12 protein-coding genes and 1 pseudogene are annotated in these 19,414 nt (G+C 72.6%); 9 read left to right on the forward strand and 4 right to left on the reverse strand.

The genetic code is table 11. The features are described 5' to 3' along the window. Nucleotides 1-5: 5 nt before the first annotated feature. Nucleotides 6-1,106 carry an iron ABC transporter permease gene (locus tag EV374_RS30875; protein WP_132240689.1) on the forward strand — a complete coding sequence of 367 codons (1,101 nt, stop codon included), beginning with the start codon at nt 6-8 and terminating at the stop codon, nt 1,104-1,106. A gap of 14 nt (nt 1,107-1,120) precedes the next feature. On the opposite strand, the gene EV374_RS30880 is transcribed toward EV374_RS30875, so the two are convergent. Continuing rightward, nucleotides 1,121-2,332, reverse strand: a complete 1,212-nt coding sequence (locus EV374_RS30880) for an RNA-guided endonuclease InsQ/TnpB family protein (RefSeq protein WP_132240690.1) — start codon at nt 2,330-2,332, stop codon at nt 1,121-1,123. A 155-nt stretch (nt 2,333-2,487) separates the two neighbouring features. Here EV374_RS30880 and EV374_RS30885 point away from each other — a divergent pair, with 155 nt between their 5' ends. The 3 genes from EV374_RS30885 to EV374_RS30895 all read left to right on the forward strand — a co-directional run bounded on the left by EV374_RS30885 (nt 2,488) and on the right by EV374_RS30895 (nt 5,830). Then, a complete protein-coding gene (locus EV374_RS30885; protein ID WP_132240691.1) occupies nt 2,488-3,267 on the forward strand; it encodes an ABC transporter ATP-binding protein in 780 nt (259 codons plus the stop codon). A 242-nt stretch (nt 3,268-3,509) separates the two neighbouring features. Next, entirely contained in the window at nt 3,510-4,085 is a 576-nt protein-coding gene (locus EV374_RS30890; RefSeq protein ID WP_132240692.1) for a sigma-70 family RNA polymerase sigma factor, read from the forward strand. A gap of 545 nt (nt 4,086-4,630) precedes the next feature. Then, nucleotides 4,631-5,830: a histidine kinase gene (locus EV374_RS30895; RefSeq protein WP_132240693.1), complete on the forward strand. Its 1,200-nt coding sequence runs from the start codon at nt 4,631-4,633 to the stop codon at nt 5,828-5,830. Here the strand turns inward: EV374_RS30895 and EV374_RS30900 are convergent. From EV374_RS30900 to EV374_RS30910, 3 genes are all read right to left on the reverse strand, one after another. After that, complete coding sequence (locus EV374_RS30900; RefSeq protein WP_425858299.1) at nt 5,726-6,322, reverse strand: response regulator transcription factor; 597 nt, start codon at nt 6,320-6,322, stop codon at nt 5,726-5,728. The two genes, EV374_RS30895 and EV374_RS30900, sit on opposite strands and share 105 nt — an antisense overlap. A 138-nt stretch (nt 6,323-6,460) precedes the next feature. Then, a complete protein-coding gene (locus EV374_RS30905) occupies nt 6,461-7,930 on the reverse strand; it encodes a SagB family peptide dehydrogenase (protein ID WP_132240695.1) in 1,470 nt (489 codons plus the stop codon). Nucleotides 7,931-7,974: 44 nt separating this feature from the next. Next, a complete protein-coding gene (locus tag EV374_RS30910) occupies nt 7,975-10,380 on the reverse strand; it encodes a TOMM precursor leader peptide-binding protein (protein ID WP_207914681.1) in 2,406 nt (801 codons plus the stop codon). 193 nt (nt 10,381-10,573) lie between these two features. On the opposite strand from EV374_RS30910, the gene EV374_RS30915 reads away from it, so the two are divergent. From EV374_RS30915 to EV374_RS30935, 5 genes and pseudogenes are all read left to right on the forward strand, one after another. Continuing rightward, complete coding sequence (locus EV374_RS30915) at nt 10,574-11,602, forward strand: AfsR/SARP family transcriptional regulator (RefSeq protein ID WP_165947957.1); 1,029 nt, start codon at nt 10,574-10,576, stop codon at nt 11,600-11,602. 55 nt (nt 11,603-11,657) lie between these two features. Continuing rightward, entirely contained in the window at nt 11,658-12,230 is a 573-nt protein-coding gene (locus EV374_RS30920) for an FcoT family thioesterase (protein WP_132240698.1), read from the forward strand. Between the two features lie 37 nt (nt 12,231-12,267). After that, nucleotides 12,268-13,836, forward strand: coding sequence for a fatty acid--CoA ligase (locus tag EV374_RS30925; RefSeq protein ID WP_207914682.1), 1,569 nt, complete (start codon nt 12,268-12,270; stop codon nt 13,834-13,836). A 5-nt stretch (nt 13,837-13,841) separates the two neighbouring features. Beyond that, nucleotides 13,842-14,174 (forward strand): hypothetical protein, encoded by a 333-nt coding sequence (locus EV374_RS30930; protein ID WP_132240699.1) that lies wholly within the window; start codon nt 13,842-13,844, stop codon nt 14,172-14,174. A gap of 51 nt (nt 14,175-14,225) precedes the next feature. Beyond that, nucleotides 14,226-19,412: pseudogene (locus EV374_RS30935) on the forward strand (SDR family NAD(P)-dependent oxidoreductase); the annotation flags it as partial. Nucleotides 19,413-19,414: the final 2 nt, after the last annotated feature.

The following is a 19,414-nucleotide window of genomic DNA, read 5'->3' on the forward strand; positions in this document are numbered from 1 at the left end:
GCGCCATGACCACCTTGTCGCGTTCCACGAACAGCCGGGTCTCGGCCGCGCCGAAGCGCCACACCACCCGGCCGGCCCCCCTGCACGGCGCGCCCCTGCCGCTGTGCCTGCTCGTGCTCGGCGTACTGCTGGTCGTCCTGATCCTCGTCGCGGCGGCCGTCGGCTCGGTGCCGGTCTCCATCGGCGACACCGGCCGGATCGTCTGGGCGCACCTGACCGGGGCGACCCCCGCCGTGGACCCGGCCCACGACCAGATCGTCTGGACCTTCCGGATCCCACGGGTGCTGCTGGCCGCGCTGTGCGGCGCCGGGCTCGCGGTCGCGGGCGTCGTGTTGCAGGCCCTCGTGGCCAACCCGCTCGCCGACCCCTTCATCCTCGGGGTGTCGGCGGGCGGCTCGGTCGGCGCCGTCACCGTGATGGCGCTGGGTGCCGGCGCGGCCGGCGGGCTCGGGGTGTCGGGCGCGGCGTTCGTCGGCGCGATGCTGGCGGTGGCGCTGGTCTTCACCCTCGGGCAGCAGCACGGCCGGCTCAATCCGGTCCGGCTCGTGCTCGCGGGCGTCGCGATCAGCTACGTGTTCACCTCGATCACGAGCCTGCTCCAGTTGCAGACGACGCCCAACAACATGCGTCAGATCATGTTCTGGCTGCTCGGCAGCGTCGCGGGAGCCCGCTGGGAGCAGCTCCAGGTCGCGGGCGTGGTCGTCCTCGCGGTGACCGTGCTGCTGACCCTGTACGCCCGGCAGTTCAACGCGCTCGTCACCGGCGACGAGTCGGCGACCGCCCTCGGGATCGACGTCAAGCGGCTGCGGATCGTGTCGATCGTCCTGACGTCGCTGCTCGCGGGCGTGCTCATCGCCGTGGCCGGCGGCATCGGCTTCGTCGGGCTGATGGTGCCCCACCTGGTGCGGCTCGCGTTCGGCGTGGACCACCGCCGGGTGCTGCCCCTCGCGGCCCTCGTCGGCGCGGTCTACCTCGTGATCGTCGACCTGCTGTGCCGGACGGTCGATCCGCCGAACGAGTTGCCCCTCAACATCCTGACCGCCCTCTTCGGCGCACCGTTCTTCATCTGGCTGATGCGCCGGGATAGGAGCCTGTCCCACTCTTGACTTCCTACCCACGTCTAGAGGCGGGGGATTTCAGCGGTCGCCCGCTGGGTTTCCTGCTTCACCGACGGCCGCCCCGTCCGGACGTTCGTCCGTTGGGGTCTTACACCGCCTCCACAGGCAATCACGGAGAGCCCCTCCGCGAGGATGTTGCGGGCCGCGTTGACGTCGCGGTCGTGGGTCTGCCCGCATCGGCAGGTCCACGACCGCATGTTCAGCGGCATCCGCTGCGCGAGCGCACCGCACGCCGAGCACAGTTTGGACGACGGGAACCAGCGGTCCACGACAACGAGGTTGCGGTCGTGCCAGTCGGCCTTGTATTCGAGCAGGGTGCGGAACTGCCGCCAGGCCGCGTCGCTGATGGCGCGAGCCAGGCTGTGGTTTGTGACCATGTTGCGCACGGTCAGGTCCTCGACGACGATCGTTTGGTTCTCACGAACGAGTCGAGTGGTCAACTTGTGCAGATGGTCCCGCCTGCGGTCGGTGATCCGGGCGTGCACGCGGGCGACCTTGAGTCGGGCCTTGGCCCGGTTCGCGGAGCCCTTCTCCTTCTTGGACAGGTTCCGTTGGGCGCGGGCGAGCGCGGCCCGGTCGCGGCGTTCGTGCTTCGGGTTGACGACTTTCTCGCCGGTGGACAGCGTGAGCAGGCTGTCCAGGCCGGCATCGACCCCGACGGCCGGGCTCGGCGCCGGAGCCTGCTCGATGATCCGGTCGTCGCACAGCAGCGACACGAACCAGCGACCGGCCGCGTCCTGCGACACGGTCACCGTGGACGGCGCCGCGCCCTCGGGAAGCGGCCGGGACCACACGATATCCAGCGGCTCGGCCATCTTCGCCAGCGTCAACTGGCCGTCGCGGTAGCGGAACCCGCTGGTGGTGTACTCCAACGACCGGCGCGACTTCTTCTTACTCTTGAAGCTCGGGTACCGGGCGCGCTTGGCGAAGAAGTTCGTGAACGCGACTTGCAGGTGCCGCAGGGTCTGCTGCAACGGCACGGACGACACCTCGTTGAGGAACGCCAGGTCGTCGGTTTTCTTCCACGCGGTCAACATCGCCGACGTGGTGTTGTAGTTGACCCGTTCCTGGCGCAGCGTCCACGCCTCGGTGCGTGCCTGCAATGCCATGTTGTAGACCAGCCGGACACAGCCGAACGTGCGGGCAAGCTCGCAAGCCTGCTCGGAGCTCGGGTAGAAGCGGTACTTGAATGCCCGCTTCACAGCCCTGGCCATGGCTCACAGCCTAGCAAGATAGCCAGTAAGCCTTGCGTTGACATGCGGGTGGACGCCCATCCTCCTTGGCCGCGGATCGGCCTTTCCTGTCCTGCTCCGCAGGAGTTCCGTTTCCTCCCCACGGCTGAAGCCGGGGGTTTCCACGGAGGTTTTCGATGAAGCTTCAGGTGCAGCAGGTGTGCGTCTCCATCGGTGGTACGCCGATCCTCCGCGACGTCAGCATGGAGGTGGCGCCCGGCGAGGTCGTCGGCCTGATCGGCCCCAACGGCAGCGGCAAGTCCACGCTCCTGCGGACCATCTACCGGTCGGTCCGGCCCGCCGGCGGGCAGGTGCTGCTCGGCGACGAGGACGTCTGGTCGCTGTCGGCGCGGGCGGCCGCGCGGCGGACCGCCGCCGTGTTGCAGAACAGCCCCACCCCGCCGGGCCTGACCGTGCGCGAGGTCGCCGCGCTGGGCCGGACCCCGCACAAGGGGGTGTTCGACCGCGAGACGGCCGACGACAACGACATCGTCGTCGACGCGCTGGAGCGTACCGGCATGCTGGGGCACGCGGAGCGGATCTACGGCTCGCTGTCCGGCGGTGAGCGGCAGCGGGTGCTGCTCGCCCGGGCGCTGGCCCAGCAGCCGCAGCTCCTGGTGCTCGACGAGCCGACCAACCACCTGGACATCCGGGCCCGGTTCGAGCTGTTGGAACTGGTGCACACGCTGGCCGTCACCACGCTGGCGGTGCTGCACGATCTGGACCTCGCGGTGCGCAGCTGCGACCGCCTCGTCGTGCTGGACCGCGGGGAGGTGGTCGCGTCGGGGCCGGTGCTGGAGGCGCTCACGCCCCAGGTGCTGTCCGGGGTCTTCGGGGTCACTGCCGAGACGGAACGTCACGACGACGGGGTCGTCCGCGTCACGTACGGCGCCCGGCCGCTGGCCAGGACGGGCTGAGCCGGGTGCGGCGGACGTGCCCGCCGCCCGGCCGGACCCGGCCGGGCGGCGTCCCGTCGGGCGGGCGGCGCGCCCCGGGCGGGCGGCCGTCGTCGGGCGCGCGCCCGTGCGCCGCGCGGTCCCCGGGACGCCCGGCACGCTGCCCGAACGGTTCCATCGAATTCTGGTTCCCGGCGATGAGGCCGACTGGACTGCCACTGGAATCCGTTCTTCTCCGCATCCCGCACGGCTACCGTGAATTCATGTCGGAGCCACTGGAAGAAAGCGCGGTCACGGCTCTGGCCCTGGCCGTCGGGCGCGGCGACCGTTCCGCGGCGGATCCTCTCGTCCGCAACACGCAGCGTGATGTCTGGCGATTCCTGGTCTATCTGGTGGGGCACGCCGACGCCGAGGACCTGACGCAGGAGACGTTCGTCCGCGCGCTGGGCAGCGCGCACCTGTTCACCGGGCGCCACCACGCACGGTCCTGGCTGCTGGCCATCGCGCGGCACGTGGCCGCCGACCACTTCCGCGCCGCCGCGAGCCGGCCCCGGGTCGTGTCCGACCAGGACTGGCAGGCCACCGCGGAGCGTTCCGCGGCCCACCAGCTGCCCGGCCCGGACGACACGGTCGCGCTCAACCTCGCGGTACGCACGCTGCCCGCGGCCCGCCGTGACGCGTTCGTGCTCACCCAGGTCGTCGGCCTCGGCTACGCGGAGGCGGCCGCACTGTGCGGCTGCCCCGTCGGCACGATCCGCTCCCGCGTCGCGCGGGCCCGCCGCGACCTCGTGTCGGTCCTGGCACCGGCCCCTCAGCGGCGTCCGGCGCTGCCCCGGTAGGCCCTCGCCGCCGCGCGGCGGCCAACGCGTCAAATGTCCCTACTAGAGGATATGACGTGACGGTGGCAAATGTTCCCTAGCATCGATTAGGACCCTTTCGCGCTACGGCGGCCAGGGATGGACGGCTTGACGGCCGTCATTTTTTTGTGGAAAGGTCGACCCTCAAGGGGGAAGGTGTCCGTAAGGGCACATCGCAATTCGGGGCCGGGAATCCGTCAAAAACGTTTGCGTTGCGTAACAACTCTGTGGGGTGCGACGCCTGTCGGCGTTCGATCGGCCGCACCGGGTTGTTGCGCGGGGTCGACGAGGCATTCCCGCCCTCGGGTCGATCACTGGGGAGCGTGTCGTGGTTGTTGGATCGACGCCCGTCACCGGGCATCGCGGCTGGCGGGGGGCCGGCCACACCGGGTACGGGGCCAGTTGGCCTCTGGGCGTACGCCGGCTGCGCTAGAGCAAACGAGAGCGCTGCTGCCGTGAACCTCTCCGTCACACCAGGGCGCTCATCATCGCGAGGGGCCGCGCCGCTACCGGCGCCCCGTCTCGCGATGGGCGTCGTCACCGCCGTCTTCGCAAGCATCAGTCTCATCGGTTTTCTCCACGTCATGTTCCTGCCGGTCGGTCCGGTGGCCATCGCGCTGTCGTTCACGTGCATCGCCGTCCTGATGGCGATGCAGTTGCTGTGGTACGGCCGCGACCACGGACGCCTGCGCACGCCGCTGGGCTACGGCGTCCTCGCCACCCAGGCCGCGCTGGTCTACCTGCCGATCCTGACCTTCGGGCAGGCGTGGGTCGGCATGCCGGGCTTCCTGGCCGGCAGCGTGCTGCTCGTGCTGCGGGCGGTCACGGCGTGGGTGACCTTCGTCCTCATCGTCGCCTCGATGGCCGTCGCACAGTGGATCTTCACCCGCGCGCCGATCGACATGCTCTACACCGCGATCTCCACCGTCACGACGGGGCTCGTCGTGTACGGGTTGTCCCGGCTGACCGCCCTCGTCGTCGAGGTGCAGGAGAGCCGTGCGGAGATCGCGCGCATGGCGGTGCTGCGGGAGCGGCTGCGGTTCGCCCGCGACCTGCACGACCTGCTCGGCTACAGCCTGTCCGCCATCTCGCTCAAGATCGAGCTGGTGCACCGGCTGATGGAGAAGTCACCACAGGAGGCGAGCGACCAGCTGCTGGAGATCCTGGAGATATCGCGGGTCGCGCTCTCCGACGCGCGGACCGTCGCCAGTGGCTACCGCGAACTGTCGCTGGAGGAGGAGTGCCGGTCCGCCGTGTCCGTGCTGTCCGCCGCGGACATCCAGGTGCGGCTGGACAGCGACCACCTGGACCTGCCGGTCCAGGTGAGCACGGTGCTCGCCACCGTGCTGCGGGAGGGGGTGACCAACATCCTGCGGCACAGCAAGGCCAAGCGCTGCGACATCACCATCCGGCAGACGCAGGACGACGCCTGGATCGAGATCGTGAACGACGACCTGGCCGTCGGGCCGCCCAGGGACCCGGGCAGCGGCCGGAACGGGCTGCGCAACCTGTGCGTACGCGCCGAGGAGATCGGCGGCTCGCTGACGGTCGACCAGCAGCCGGACCAGTTCCGGCTCTGCGCCCGGGTGCCCCTGCGGCTGGAGCGCCACGGGGCGTCCCGGTCACAACCAGCCGGCCTCCCGGGCGACCCGGATGGCGTCGACGCGGTTGCGCGCGGAGAGCTTGTTGACGATCGTGGTCAGGTAGTTGCGGACGGTGCCGACTGACAGGAACATCTGCGCCGCGATGTCGACGGCCTGGAGTCCCTCCGCCGTGAGGCGGAGGACTTCGGTCTCGCGCGCCGTGAGGGGGCACTCGGCGCTGTCCCAGGCGGACATCGCGAGCTGGCTGTCGACGACCCGGCGGCCCGCGGCGACGCTGCGGATGGCGTCCACCAGCTGCTCGGTCGGGGCGTCCTTCAGCAGGAAGCCGGTCGCCTTCGCGGACAACGCCCGGCGCAGGGTGCCCGGTCGGCCGAGCGCGGTCAGGACCAGGGTGCGGATCTCCGGCAGGTGGGCCTGGATGTCGGCGATGGCGGAGAGCCCGTCCTTGCCCGGCAGGTCGATGTCGATCACGGCGACGTCGGGCCGGAACCGCCGCGCCATGGGGAGGATCTCGGTGCCCGAGGCGACCGCGGCGACGACCTCGATGTCCGGCTCCAGGTTGAGCAACGCGACCAGCGCATCGCGGACCATGTGCATGTCCTCGGCCAACAACACCTTGATCAACTTGGCATCCCCTGTCGGGCCGGCGCAATTAACCCCGTTCTATCACGCGCCCGCCCGCATCATGAATGCTGTTTTCGCGCCCGCCTGCGAAGGGTCGCCGCGCCATTTGTCGACGGTCGGTCGACCCATTCACATTCCGTGCACGCCCAGGTACTCGTCGTTACAGGACATGTCGTTTTCGGGTAGTCCGATGGCGAATTCGCCCACCCCGATTTCCGCCGGCCAGTCGAGCCCGAACGCCGACGCGGAGACCCTGGCGTCGCCCATGGTCAGGGCGCACGTGGCGAGCCCGAGCATCGTGGCGACGAGGCAGAGCGTCTGCTGGAGCATGCCGACGTGCTTCAGGGTGGTGGCGTAGGAGATGCTGTCGTACACCCAGGAGAGCCTGCCCACCCGCGCGGTCATGGTGATCAGCACCGGCGGGGGCCGGCGGTCCCCGACGGACACCCGGGCGTTGTCGAGCATCTCGTCGATGTCCGCCGGACTGGCGTTGACGAGGGTCAGCGCGTGCTCGACCGGGCTGTAGTGGTAGATCCCGCGCCGCAGGTCCGGGCAGCGGTCCACCGTCAGGTACAACTCCAGCTCGTACAGCGAACCCGCGCTGGGATACGGCCGTCGCGTCACCGTGTACCGCACGTTGTCGGGAGCCGTGGCCACCGTCTGCATCCGGACCCGCGCCGCGTGGAACAGCAGTTCCCCGAGTTCGCGGGTCGACGGCGCCGCCTCGGCGAACGTGCGGGTCGACCGGCGCCGGTCGACGGCCTCGGTCAGCGTCATCCCGTGCGGCACCGAGACGGGCGGCCGGTACATCGGGATCCGCGGCCCGGCGGGCGCCGGCTTGACGGCGGCCGGGGGCGGCAGGGTCGCGACGTGACGGAACGTCGCGCCGGCGGGGTCGTCGTGCGTGCCGAGCCTGCTGCGCGAGTGGAACAGCAGGTCGTACGGCGACCACATGGCCAGCGTGGGGTCGGAGTCCTCGTGGAACCGCGACGTGCCGGCCGCACCGACGACGACCATGCCCGCGCCGACCAGGTAGGCGACGACGTCGGCCACCCCGGGCAGCGCCAGGCCGACCCGCCGCGCCACCTCGACGACGGTGGTCGCGCGGGGGAGCGCGCCGAGCACCAGCGACACCTGCGGCCTGTGCAGCACCACCCGGTGGTGCGACAACGGGGACTCGAGCACCAGTTCGCCGTCCCGCTGGTGGGCGAACGCGAAACGGGACAGCCTGACGGGCTGGTCCTCGGCCACCTCCGGCAGCTCGAAGACCCCCAGCGGGGACACCGGCTGGACGGACAGCAGTGGCACCGGCGAGTCCCGCGAGCCGAGCGAGCGGACTATCCGGCCGGGCAGCCGGTCGAGGACCGACCGGAGGGCGCGCCCGTCCAGCCCGGCGACGTTGCCGAGCGCGACCGGTCCGTAGGTCATGCGGTGCAGGACCTCCTCGACGGCGGGCGCGGGGCGGCCCACCGGGACGTCGCCCCAGCGGGTGAGGATGGTCAGACTGCCGTCCTCAGCCGTCTCGATGGTCACGTCGTCCCGGAAGGACCACAGCGACAGGCTCGGTCCGGGGCGGGACGTGTCGGCGTCGGATGGCAACCTGGCTCCTCGACGGGCGTGGCTGGGGCCACGTGCACCCCGCTCTACACGAAAAGTGGTATCGGGTTGAGGTTCTCGTACTCCGTGGGGCGGTCGAGCCTGCCGAGCTGCACCGGGACGTCGAACAGTCTGCCCGGCGCGAACCTCGCCCAGAAGCCGCGCATCCCCGGCACGATGGCCTTCACCACGGGGAGCCCGACGTCCGGGCGGGTCTGGTCGAGCACGAGCACGTCGAGTCCCAGCGCCTCCAACCTGTGCTGCACCGAGCGGACGTCGGCCAGCAGGTCGTCCGTCGGGGTGTGGCGGTAGTCGGCGAGCCGGCGCGCCGGCACCGCCGGATCGGGCCGCAGGTAGGCGTCCCCGGCCCAGGTGGCGGTGCGCCACCACCGTACGGCGTCCGGATCGGACCAGCCGTACCCGCCGTCGTCGTCGCCGCCGACCTCCGCCACGGTCGGCATCAACTGGTTCATCTCGGTGAGCGCGCGGACCAGCGCCGCCCGCGGGTCGGGGTGGGTGCCGAAGCCGAACATGATGTCCTCGCACCGCTTGTCGGTGCGCCGGGACAGCGCGGCCATGGTGGGGATCCCGACGTCCGACGACACGTCCAGCACCCACACCTCGCGGTGCAGGCCCGCGTAGACCTCGCGCAGCTCGTCGATCCAGCGGTCGCGGAAGCTGTCCAGGTCGACGGCGGGGGCCTGGGTGCGGTTGTACCACCAGAGGGCCACGGCGTCGCGTTCCACCACCTCCAGCAGGCCCTGGAGCAGCGCGTCCTCCAGGCTGCTGCCGGCGGCGTTGCCGTTGGAGTCCGCGCACAGCGACATGCCGCCGTGCTGCTCCGGCACGTTGAAGTAGAGCATCGAGGTGGGCAGCAGGCGGTGCCGCTGCTCGGTGAGCGACCACACCGGGGTCCAGCTCGTCACGGCCGCGTCGTCGAACGGCGCGCACACGTACTGGAACGGCGAGCAGGTGGCGTTCCAGCGGTCGCGGTCGGCGTACTGCCGCTCGTCGAACAGCAGGCAGTCGTCGGGGTGGACGGCGCTGTCGGCCAGCTCGGTGTAGCTGCCGGTGACCCGGGCCTCGTCACCGTGGAAGTACGCGCTGTGTCGCTCGATGGCCTCGCACAGCGCGCTCACCTCGGCGTGCACGGGGGTCACGCCCTTGCCGCCGTTCTCGGCCCGCAGCGCGAAACGCATCTGCTCGGCGTTCCGGCGGGTGGTCATCGCGAGATTCGGGCCGGAGCGGAACGAGTTGAAGAAGGCCGGGCCCCGCCCGTCGCGGGTGATCTCCTTGACCACGCCGCTGACCGGGCTCACCAGGTGCCCGTAGTCGCGCAGCACCCGCTCCGGCGGCAGGGCGCGGTGGCTGCCGCCGCTGCGGGACGCCTTCGGCCGGCTGCGCAGCGGCACGGGGCGGAACGCCCGCTCCCGCTCGATGCCGGGGTCGCCGCACTCGGGGCACTGCGGCCGGGCGCGCACCTCGTGGTGGGCGCCGCGCAGCGTGACGCTGTCCAACGTCCACACCGCGCGCTGCCCGTCGTGCCGGAGCCCGGCCGTCCACTTCGCGGCCTCCAACGCCACCAGGTGCAGGGCGGCGGCGCCGAGCGGGGGCAGCGACACCGGCGGGGTGCCGATCGCCGTGCCGGAGCCGACGACGGCGCGCAGGCGCGTCTCGGCCTGGCGGTGGCCGCGCAGCCGGTGCCCCAGGCAGTGCCAGCACCCGGTCGCGGCGGCGGGGTCGAACACGGGCCCCACCCACACCTGTGCGCCGCCCGGCTTCGCGAGGAGCCAGGGCCGGCCTGCCGCGCGATGCGCGGCGTCGACGGCGGCCAACCCCTCGTCGAGGTAGTCCTCACAGAGCACAATCGATAAGTCGGCGGGCGGGGCCGAAAAGTTCCCGGACACCGGCGTCACCGTCAACCCGGCCGCGCGCAGCGCGTCCGTCGCCGCCGCGGCATCCTCCGCACGGCCGCCGACGCGGACGAGGTCGACCCGGGCGGCGGCCGTGGCCCGTACGGCGGCGGTGGGGTCCAGACCCGCCGACTCCCAGTACGCGAGCGCGGGCTCGTCGGCCTCCGCCTCCCGCGCCGGTCGCAGCGTCACCAGGCCGGCGTCGACGAGCCGCCGGACCACCGTGCCGATCTCGGCGGGCGACATCCCGGCCGGACTGTCCCGGACGAGTTCCGTCAGGTCACGGGTGCCGTCGAGCAGCGGGGCCAGGGCCTCGACGTGTGCCCCGCTGACCGAGGTCGCTCCGCGCTCGGAGAGCAGGTAGACCGCGTCACCGCGTACCACGTGGGCCCGCAGGTGCCGCTTGAACCCGACGCGCAGCTGTGCATTCCCACCCGACATGGCTGCTCCCTGCTCGACCAGTGCCGCTCCAGCGACACTCCAGCGTGCCTCCAGCCCAGCCTTGCGGCAGCGCAGGCTGCGGGCAAGTGCCGCGCTCACATGCTGCTCCCTCGTTTGGTCATGCCCGTCCATGACGCGGTCACTATCGGCTCGACCTTCGCTTGGAATAGCGTGGAAGCCTGTCCTGACTCCCCCTGGTCGGAATCGTCGCTCCCGTCACGGAACCAGTACGCCGACACGATCGTCGGCGGTGGAAAGTGCGGTGGATCCGACTGATAGCGAGGTCGGCGAAATGATTACCAAGTTTGCGGAACTGGGATCGATGTCGCACGAGGAGAAACTGACGCTCCTCGCCGCGTTGCTGGAGTCGGCGGCCGAACCCGCGACGGAAGTCCGGCGCCCCGAGCCGCCGCCGGTCGTGCCGCCGCGGCACCCGGCGGGGAACCCGCTCGCCGGACTGCGGTTCGAACTGCTCGGCCCGCTCGTCATCCGGCACGACGGGGTCGACATCGCACCGAGTGCACCGAAGCTGCGGCTGGTCCTGTCCGCGTTGCTGTTCAACGTGAACCAGCCGGTCGGCGCGTCGGTGCTCGTCCGGGAGCTGTGGAGCACGGGGGCGCCCCGCACCGCCCACGCCACCCTCCAGACGTACATGTTCAAGGTGCGCAAGCTCTTCCGCGGCGTGCTCGGCGGCTCCGTCGAGGACATCGCACGCGACGTCCTGCTCACCTGCTCCGGTGGCTATACGCTGCGGGCGGACCCGAAGCAGCTCGACATCGTCGAGTTCGACGAGCTGGTCACGGCGGGCACCGCGGCGATGCACGCGGGCGACTACGAACAGGCGGGCGCGCACCTGCGCCGGTCGCTGGCGCTCTGGCGCGGCAACGTCGTGCACCAGGGCCAGTGGGGCCCGCAGTTGCGCGCCCAGGCCGCGCGGCTCGAGGAGCGGCGGTTCTACGCGTACACCACCAGGATCGACGCCGACCTCTGCCTGGGCCGGCACCGGGAGGCGACCTCCGAGCTCGCGTCGCTGGTCGTGGAGCACCCGCTGCACGAGTCGGCGCACACGATGCTGATGCTCGCGCTGCACCGGTCGGGCCGCACGCCGGCGGCGCTGGAGGTCTACCTGCGGTTCCGGCGGCGGATGATGAACGAACTCGGCATCGAGCCCTCGGAGCGGATCCAGGCGCTGCACCTGGCGCTGCTGTCGACCGACCCGCTGCTGGCGGACCTGTCGCTCACCTCCGACATGCTGCTGGACCGGCTCGTCGGCCGGGTCCGCCACGGGCGTCGGCTGAGTTCTTCCGCTGTTACCGGCTGATGGGCCGGCCGCGATTACCTTCAATTTCGCACTCGTGCGCAAAGGAGGAATAGCAATGACCACATCGCCGGTGAAGAACAGTGCGCCTATCGGGCGTGCGACATTTGCCAACGACCCGGGACTGCTTTCGGACGTGCTGCGCCCGTACGCGAGGCCGAAGACCCAGTACCTCAAGTCCGCGACGGTCACCGTCGCCAACGGGCTGGCGAGCGCGGAGGGCGAGTTCGCCATCCCGTACCCGTGCTACATCGACGACACCGGTCACCTCAACTCGGTCGAGGTGAACATCTGCTTCAACCAGCTCATGTACTACCTGATCGCCAAGTGCGTCCAGGAGCGGACGGTGCCAGCGCTGGCCGCCTGGACGATGGAGGACTACTGGGCCAAGCAGCTGCCGGACATGCTCATCGCGAACTTCACCAGCAGGTTCCGCCGGCCGATCGACTCGTCGTCGTTCCACGGCGAGGTCTCCTTCGCCGAGTTCAGCGAGCGCAACCGCAGCAAGCCGGTCCAGATCATCGACATGCCCTGGCGCTTCTGGGACACCCAGGGTGGCGTCGCCGACGGCGAGGTACGGATGGCGCTGGTCAACCCGCCCGGCATGCGTTTCCAGGCCGACGCGGCGTGAGCCGCCCCCACCCGTACGTCCCCTGAGGAGGACCCCGGTGACTGTTCAGTTGCGCACCCTCGTCGACGTGGTGCGCAGGCACGCCGTCCAGCAGCCGGACGTCGTCGCCATGGTCTGCGAGGGCCGGCGCGTCGACTACGCCACCCTGCACCGCGTCAGCAACCAGGTCGCGCGCGCCCTCCAGGCGGCGGGCCTGCGCCCCGGGGACCGCATCGCCTATCTGGGCAGGGAGTCCGAGCACTACTACGAGCTGCTCTTCGGCGCCGCGAAGACGGGCGTGGTGCTGGTGCCGATCAACTGGCGGTTGGCCGCCGGCGAGGTCGAGCACATCCTGCGCGACTCGGGCGCCGCCCTGCTCTTCGTCGACTCGGACTCGGCCGCCGTCGCCGAGAAGCTGGCGGCGGAACTGCCGACGCTGACCGGGGTGGTCGGGCTCGACGAGCCGGGTGCCGCCGGAGCCGGCTTCACCGCCTGGGTGTCGACGCAGCCGGACGCGAACGTGCTGGCCAGGGTCACCCCCGACACGCCGCTGGTGCAGATGTACACCAGCGGCACGACGGGCCTGCCGAAGGGCGTCGTCCTCGCGCACCGCAGCTTCTTCGCGGTACGCCAGGCACTCGCCTCGGCGGAGCTGGACTGGATCGACTGGCGCGAGGGCGACGTCAGCCTCGTCGGCATGGCCGGTTTCCACATCGGCGGCCTGTGGTGGGCGACGCAGGGCTTCGTGTCGGGCGTGACGAACGTGGTGATGCGCGAGTTCACCACGGCGGGCGCGGTCGAGCTGATCAGGACGCTGCGCGTCACCACCGCCTGCCTGGTGCCCGCGATGCTGCGGCTGCTGCTGGCGGAGCCCGGCGTGTCGAAGGAGGACTTCACCTCGCTGCGCAAGGTGGTCTACGGCGGCGCGCCCATCTCGGCGGCGCTGCTGGCCCGCTGCGTCGAGGGCTTCGGCTGCGAGTTCGCCCAGATCTACGGGCTGACCGAGACCGGCAACACGGCCATCTGCCTGCCCCCGGCCGACCACACGCCGGACAGCGGCCGGATGCAGGCGGCGGGGCGCCCCTACCCGGGTTTCGAGGTCAAGATCGCCGACAGCCGGGGCGAGCCGCTGCCGCCCGGCGAGATCGGCGAGGTCTGGCTGCGTACGCCGGCGGCGATGGTCGAGTACTGGAACCTGCCCGAGGCCACGGCGAAGACGCTCGTCGACGGGTGGGTCGTCACCGGTGACGCGGGCGTGCTGGACGAGGACGGCTACCTGTTCATCCGGGACCGGATCAAGGACATGATCATCGTGGCGGGGGAGAACGTCTACCCGGCGGAGGTCGAGCACGTCATCGGACGCCACCCGCTGGTCGCCGAGTCGGCCGTCGTGGGCGTGCCGGACGAGCGCTGGGGTGAGGCCGTGCACGCGTTCGTGGTGCCGGTGGAGGGGCAGCAGCTCACCGAGAGCGACCTCGCCCTGCACCTGCGCGGCAAGCTCGCCGCCTTCAAGCAGCCCCTGCACTACGAGTTCATCGACCGGGTGCCCCGCAACCCCAGCGGCAAGATCCTGCGCCGCGAGCTGCGCGAGCGATTCTGGCAGGGTCACGAGCGCAGGGTGAGCTGATCGCGATGGCCACCGAGCGCGAATGCCGCGCCCCGCTGCCCCGGCCGGCACGGCGGCGCGGCGCCACGCTGCTCGACGCCACGCTGCCCGACGCCCTCGCCGAGGTCGCCGCCATCCACCACACGACGATCGCGGCGCCCGGCGGGACCGGACGCCGCGAACCCGTGGCGCGGAGCGTCACAGACCACGCGCGGGTCGTGGGCGGCCCCGACCGCGCACCCGACCTCGGCGTGGTCGCCGAGGTCGTCCGCCCGGAGGACACCCGGGCCCGTCCCGTGTCCGCGCCCGCCGCCGGCCCCGTCCGGCGGCGCGGCGCGCACGGGCGCATCCCGCTCTAGCACACGATCCCCCACCGGTCCGCCCTTGGAGTGACGTCGATGCCCGACAACGAGGAAAAGCTGCTCGACTACCTCAGGCGGACGACAGCGGAGCTGCGCGAGACGCGGCGGAAGCTGCGTGACGCGGAGGAGGCCGCGCACGAGCCCATCGCGATCGTCGGCATGGCGTGCCGGTATCCGGGGGGCGTGCGTACGCCGGAGGACCTGTGGGACCTGGTCGCCGCCGGACGCGACGGGATCGGCGGCTTCCCCACCGACCGGGGCTGGAACGTGGGGGAGCTGTACGACCCGACCCCGGGCACGCCGGGCCGGTCGTACACCCGCGAGGGTGGCTTCCTGCCCGACGCCGCGGACTTCGACGCCGAGTTCTTCGGGATCAGCCCGCGCGAGGCGTTGACCACGGACCCGCAGCAGCGGCTGCTGCTGGAGACCTCGTGGGAGGCGCTGGAGAACGCGGGCATCGACCCGGCGGGGCTGCGGGGCAGCGCCACCGGCGTGTTCGCCGGGATGATGTACCACGACTACACGGGCAACAGCTCCACGGGCTCGATCGCCTCGGGCCGGGTGGCGTACACGTTCGGGCTGGAGGGGCCGGCGGTCACCGTCGACACCGCGTGCTCGTCGTCGCTGGTCGCCCTGCACCTCGCCGGGCAGGCGCTGCGCAACGGCGAGTGCACGCTGGCGCTGGCCGGCGGCGTGACGGTGATGGCGACCCCGGAGACGTTCATCGAGTTCTCCCGGCAGCGCGGGCTGTCGCCGGACGGCCGCTGCAAGTCCTTCGCCGCCGCCGCCGACGGGACCGGCTGGTCCGAGGGCGTCGGCGTGCTCGTGCTGGAGCGGCTGTCGGACGCGCGGCGCAACGGCCACCGCGTGCTGGCGGTGGTCCGGGGCACGGCCGTCAACTCCGACGGGGCCTCGAACGGCCTGACCGCCCCGAACGGGCCGGCGCAGCAGCGGGTGATCCGGGCCGCGCTGGCCAACGCGCGGCTGTCGGCGAGCCAGGTCGACGTGGTCGAGGCGCACGGCACGGGCACCGTCCTGGGCGACCCGATCGAGGCGCAGGCGATCCTGGCCACCTACGGGCGGGACCGGGACCGGCCGCTCTGGCTGGGCTCGATCAAGTCGAACATCGGCCACACCCAGGCCGCGGCCGGCGTCGCCGGCCTGATCAAGATGGTGGGCGCGCTGCGACACGGGCTGCTGCCGCGCACCCTGCACGTCGACGAGCCGTCCCCGAAGGTCGACTGGTCGGCGGGGGCGGTGTCGCTGCTGACCGAGCCGGTGGCGTGGCCCGCCGGCGACCGCCCGCGTCGTGCCGCCGTGTCGTCGTTCGGCATCAGCGGCACCAACGCGCACGTGGTGCTGGAGGAGCCCGAGCCGGCGGAGACGCCGGAGCCGGTCGCCGCGGCCGAGCCGCCGGTGATCCCGTGGGTCCTCTCCGGACGGACGCCGGAGGCGGTGCGGGCGCAGGCCGCGCGCCTGGCCGGCGCGGTGGCGGGCCGCGACCCCCGGGACGCCGGGTTCGCCCTGGCCGTCGGGTTCACGCTGGCCGTCGGGCGCACCGCGTTCGAGCACCGCGCCGCGGTGGTGGGCCGCGACCTCGCGGAGCTGGTACGCGCGCTGGAGGCCGGCGTGCAGCCGACCCCCGCCGGCACGGGCGGGCGGCTCGCCTTCCTGTTCACCGGGCAGGGTGCGCAGCGGCTGGGCATGGGCGCCGAACTCGCCGCCGCGTACCCCGTCTTCGCCACCGCCTTCGACGAAGCCTGCGCCGCCCTCGACAAGCACCTCGACCGGCCCCTACGCGAGGTCATCGACACCGACGAGCTGCACCGGACCGGCTACACCCAGCCCGCCCTGTTCGCCTTCGAGGTCGCCCTGCACCGACTCCTCGAATCCTGGGGCGTCCACCCCCACGCCGTCGCCGGGCACTCCATCGGCGAACTCGCCGCCGCCCACATCGCCGGCGTCCTCGACCTCACCGACGCCGCCACCCTCGTCGCCGCCCGCGCCCGCCTCATGCAGGCACTCCCCGCCGGCGGCGCCATGATCGCCGTCGAGGCGACCGAGGAACAGGTCACCCCCCACCTCACCGGCACCGTCGGCATCGCCGCCGTCAACACCGCCACCAGCCTCGTCATCTCCGGCGACGACACCGCCACCCGCGCCGCCGCCGACGCACTCGCCGCCCAGGGCCACCGGACGAAGCGCCTCACCGTCTCGCACGCCTTCCACTCCCACCTGATGGACCCCATGCTCGACGACTACCGGGCCGTCGCCGCGTCCGTCACCCACCACGAACCCCGCATCCCCCTCGTCTCCACCGTCGACGGCCAACCACTGCGACCCACCGCCGACCACTGGGTCGACCAGGTCCGCCGGGCCGTCCGCTTCCACGACGCCGTCACCACCCTCACCACCACCCACCACGTCGACACCTTCCTCGAGATCGGCCCCGACACCGTCCTCGCCACGGCCGCCGCCACCGGCGACGCCACCGCCATCGCCACCACCCGCCGGGGACAACCCGAGACGCACACCCTCACCAGGGCCGTCGCCGCCCTCCACACCCGCGGCGTCCCGGTCGACTGGCCCACGTTCTTCGCCGGCGCCCGGAGCACGGAGCTGCCCACGTACCCCTTCGAACGCCAGCGGTACTGGGCGGAGAACGCCGCCGCGACCGGGGCGGCGAGCCGGCTCGGGCTCGCCGACACCGAGCACCCCCTGCTCGGCGCGGCCGTCGCGCTGCCCGACTTCGACGGCGTCGTCTACACCGGCCGGCTGTCGACCGGCACCCACCCGTGGCTCGCCGACCACGTCGTCGCGGGCGTCGTGCTCGTTCCCGGCGCGGCGCTCGTCGAACTCGCGCTGCACGCCGCGGACGCGGTCGGCTGCCCGGTGCTGGAGGAGCTGACCACGGTCGCCCCGCTGGTCCTGCCCACCGACAGCGCGGTGCAACTGCGGCTGCGCGTCGGCGAGCCGGACGAGGAGGGCCGCCGCACCGTCGAGATCCACTCGCGCGGCGAGCACACCGGGACCTGGACGGCGCACGCCACCGGAACCGTCGCCGCCGACGCGGTCACCGCGCCGGACGCCGTGACCGAGTGGCCCCCCGCCGACGCCCGACCGGTCGACCTGACCGACGCCTACGACCGGCTCGCCGACTCCGGCTACGAGTACGGGCGGGCGTTCCGTGGCGTCACGGCGGTCTGGGAACGCGGCGACGAACTGTTCGCCGAGGTCACCCTCCCCGAGGCGGACGAGCGGTTCGCGCTGCACCCCGCCCTGCTGGACGCCGCGCTGCACGCCCCGCTGCTTTCCGACCCCGCCGGCACGGGCGACACCGTGCTCCCGTTCTCGTGGCAGCAGGTCGTGCTGCACGCCACGAACGCCACCGCCCTGCGGGTCCGTATCGCCCCCGTCGACTCCGGCTGGGCGATCACCGCGACCGACGGCACGGGCGCCCCCGTGGTGTCGGTGGGCCGGCTGGAGACCCGGCCGGTCGGCGCGCTCGACGCCCGCCCGGCCCACCACGACTCGCTGTACGAGCTGACCTGGACCCCCGTGCCGGCCGCCGCAGGGCAGGACGGGGACGTGCGGCTGCTCGACACGACCACGTTCCCGCCCGGCCCCGCCCCGGCGGACACCCCGGCCGGCGTCCGCGCCGTGCTGCACCGCGTCCTCGACGAGCTCACGTCGTGGCTGGCCGAACCCGCCGGCTCCCGCATCGTCGTGCGTACCCGCGGCGCGGTGGCCCTGCCCGGCGAGGACGTCACCGACCTCGCGGGCGCCGCCGTGTGGGGGTTCGTCCGCTCGGTCCAGGCCGAGCACCCCGACCGCGTCGTCCTCATCGACGGCGACGTGGTGCTGGCCGACGACGAGCCGCAGCTCGTGGTCCGCGACGGCGTCCCGCACGCCGCCCGGCTGGCCCGGGCGGCCACCGCCGACCCGGTCACCACGGACCTCGGCGCCGGGACGGTGCTGGTCTCCGGCGCGTCCGGCGCGTTGGGCGCGGTGGTGGCCCGGCACGTGGTGGCCGTGCACGGGGTGCGCGACCTGCTGCTGGTGTCCCGCCGTGGCGCGGGCGCCCCGGGCGCCGAGGAGCTGGCGGCGGAGCTGACCGCGTCGGGCGCGTCGGTGCGCTGGGCGGCCTGCGACGTGGCCGACCGGGACGCGGTGGCGAAGCTGGTCGCCGGCTGCGACCTGTCGGCGGTCGTGCACGTCGCCGGCGTGGTGGACGACGGTCTGCTGGCGTCGTTGTCGCCGGAGCGCCTCGACCGGGTGCTGGCGCCGAAGGTGGACGCGGCGTGGCACCTGCACGAGGTGACGGCCGGGACGCCCCTGTCGGCGTTCGTGGTGTTCTCGTCGGCGGCGGGCGTGTTCGGCAACGTGGGCCAGGCGGCGTACTCCGCCGCGAACGCGTTCCTGGACGCGCTGGTCGTGCGGCGCCGGGCGGCCGGCCTGAGCGGGCAGTCCCTGGCGTGGGGCATGTGGGACGGGGGGATGGCGGGCGAGCTGACCGCCGCAGAGCGGCAGCGGCTGGCCCAGGCGGGCGTACGCGCCCTGCCGGTCGACGAGGGCCTGCGCCTCTTCGACGCCGCGCTCACCTGCGCCGCGCCGGTCCTCGTACCCATCGGGCTCGACCTCGGTGTGGTCGACGGTCCGCTCTACCGCGGCCTGGTCCGTCCCCGGACCCGGCGGGCGGCGTCCACCGGCGACGGCCTCGCCGCGCGCCTGGCCGGCCTCTCCGGACCGGAGTGCGCGGACCTGCTGCTGGGCCTGGTCCGCACGAACGTCGCGACGGTGCTCGGGCACCGGGACCCCGACGCCGTCGACCCCGGTCGCGCCTTCACCGAGCTGGGCTTCGACTCGCTCGCCGCGCTGGAACTGCGCAACCAGCTCAACGCCGCGACCGGCCTGCGGCTGCCCGCCACCCTGACCTTCGACCGGCCAAACACCCGCGCGGTCGCGGAGCTGCTGTACGAGCGGCTCGTCCCCGACACCGGCAGCGACGGCGGGCTGCCGGAGGACGAGGTCCGCCGCATCCTGCTCGCCATCCCCCTCAGCCGGCTCCGGGACGCCGGCCTGATGGACAGCCTGCTCGAACTGGGCGGCGTCCGGGTCGCCGCCGCCGAGCCGGACGCCGCACCCAGCGGATCCATCGACGACATGGACGCCGACGCACTGATCAGCATGGCGCTCGCCGACCTCGGTGAAGCGACGACGGAAGCGGGGAGCTGACC

The sequence above is a fragment of the Micromonospora sp. CNZ303 genome, from assembly GCF_004345505.1.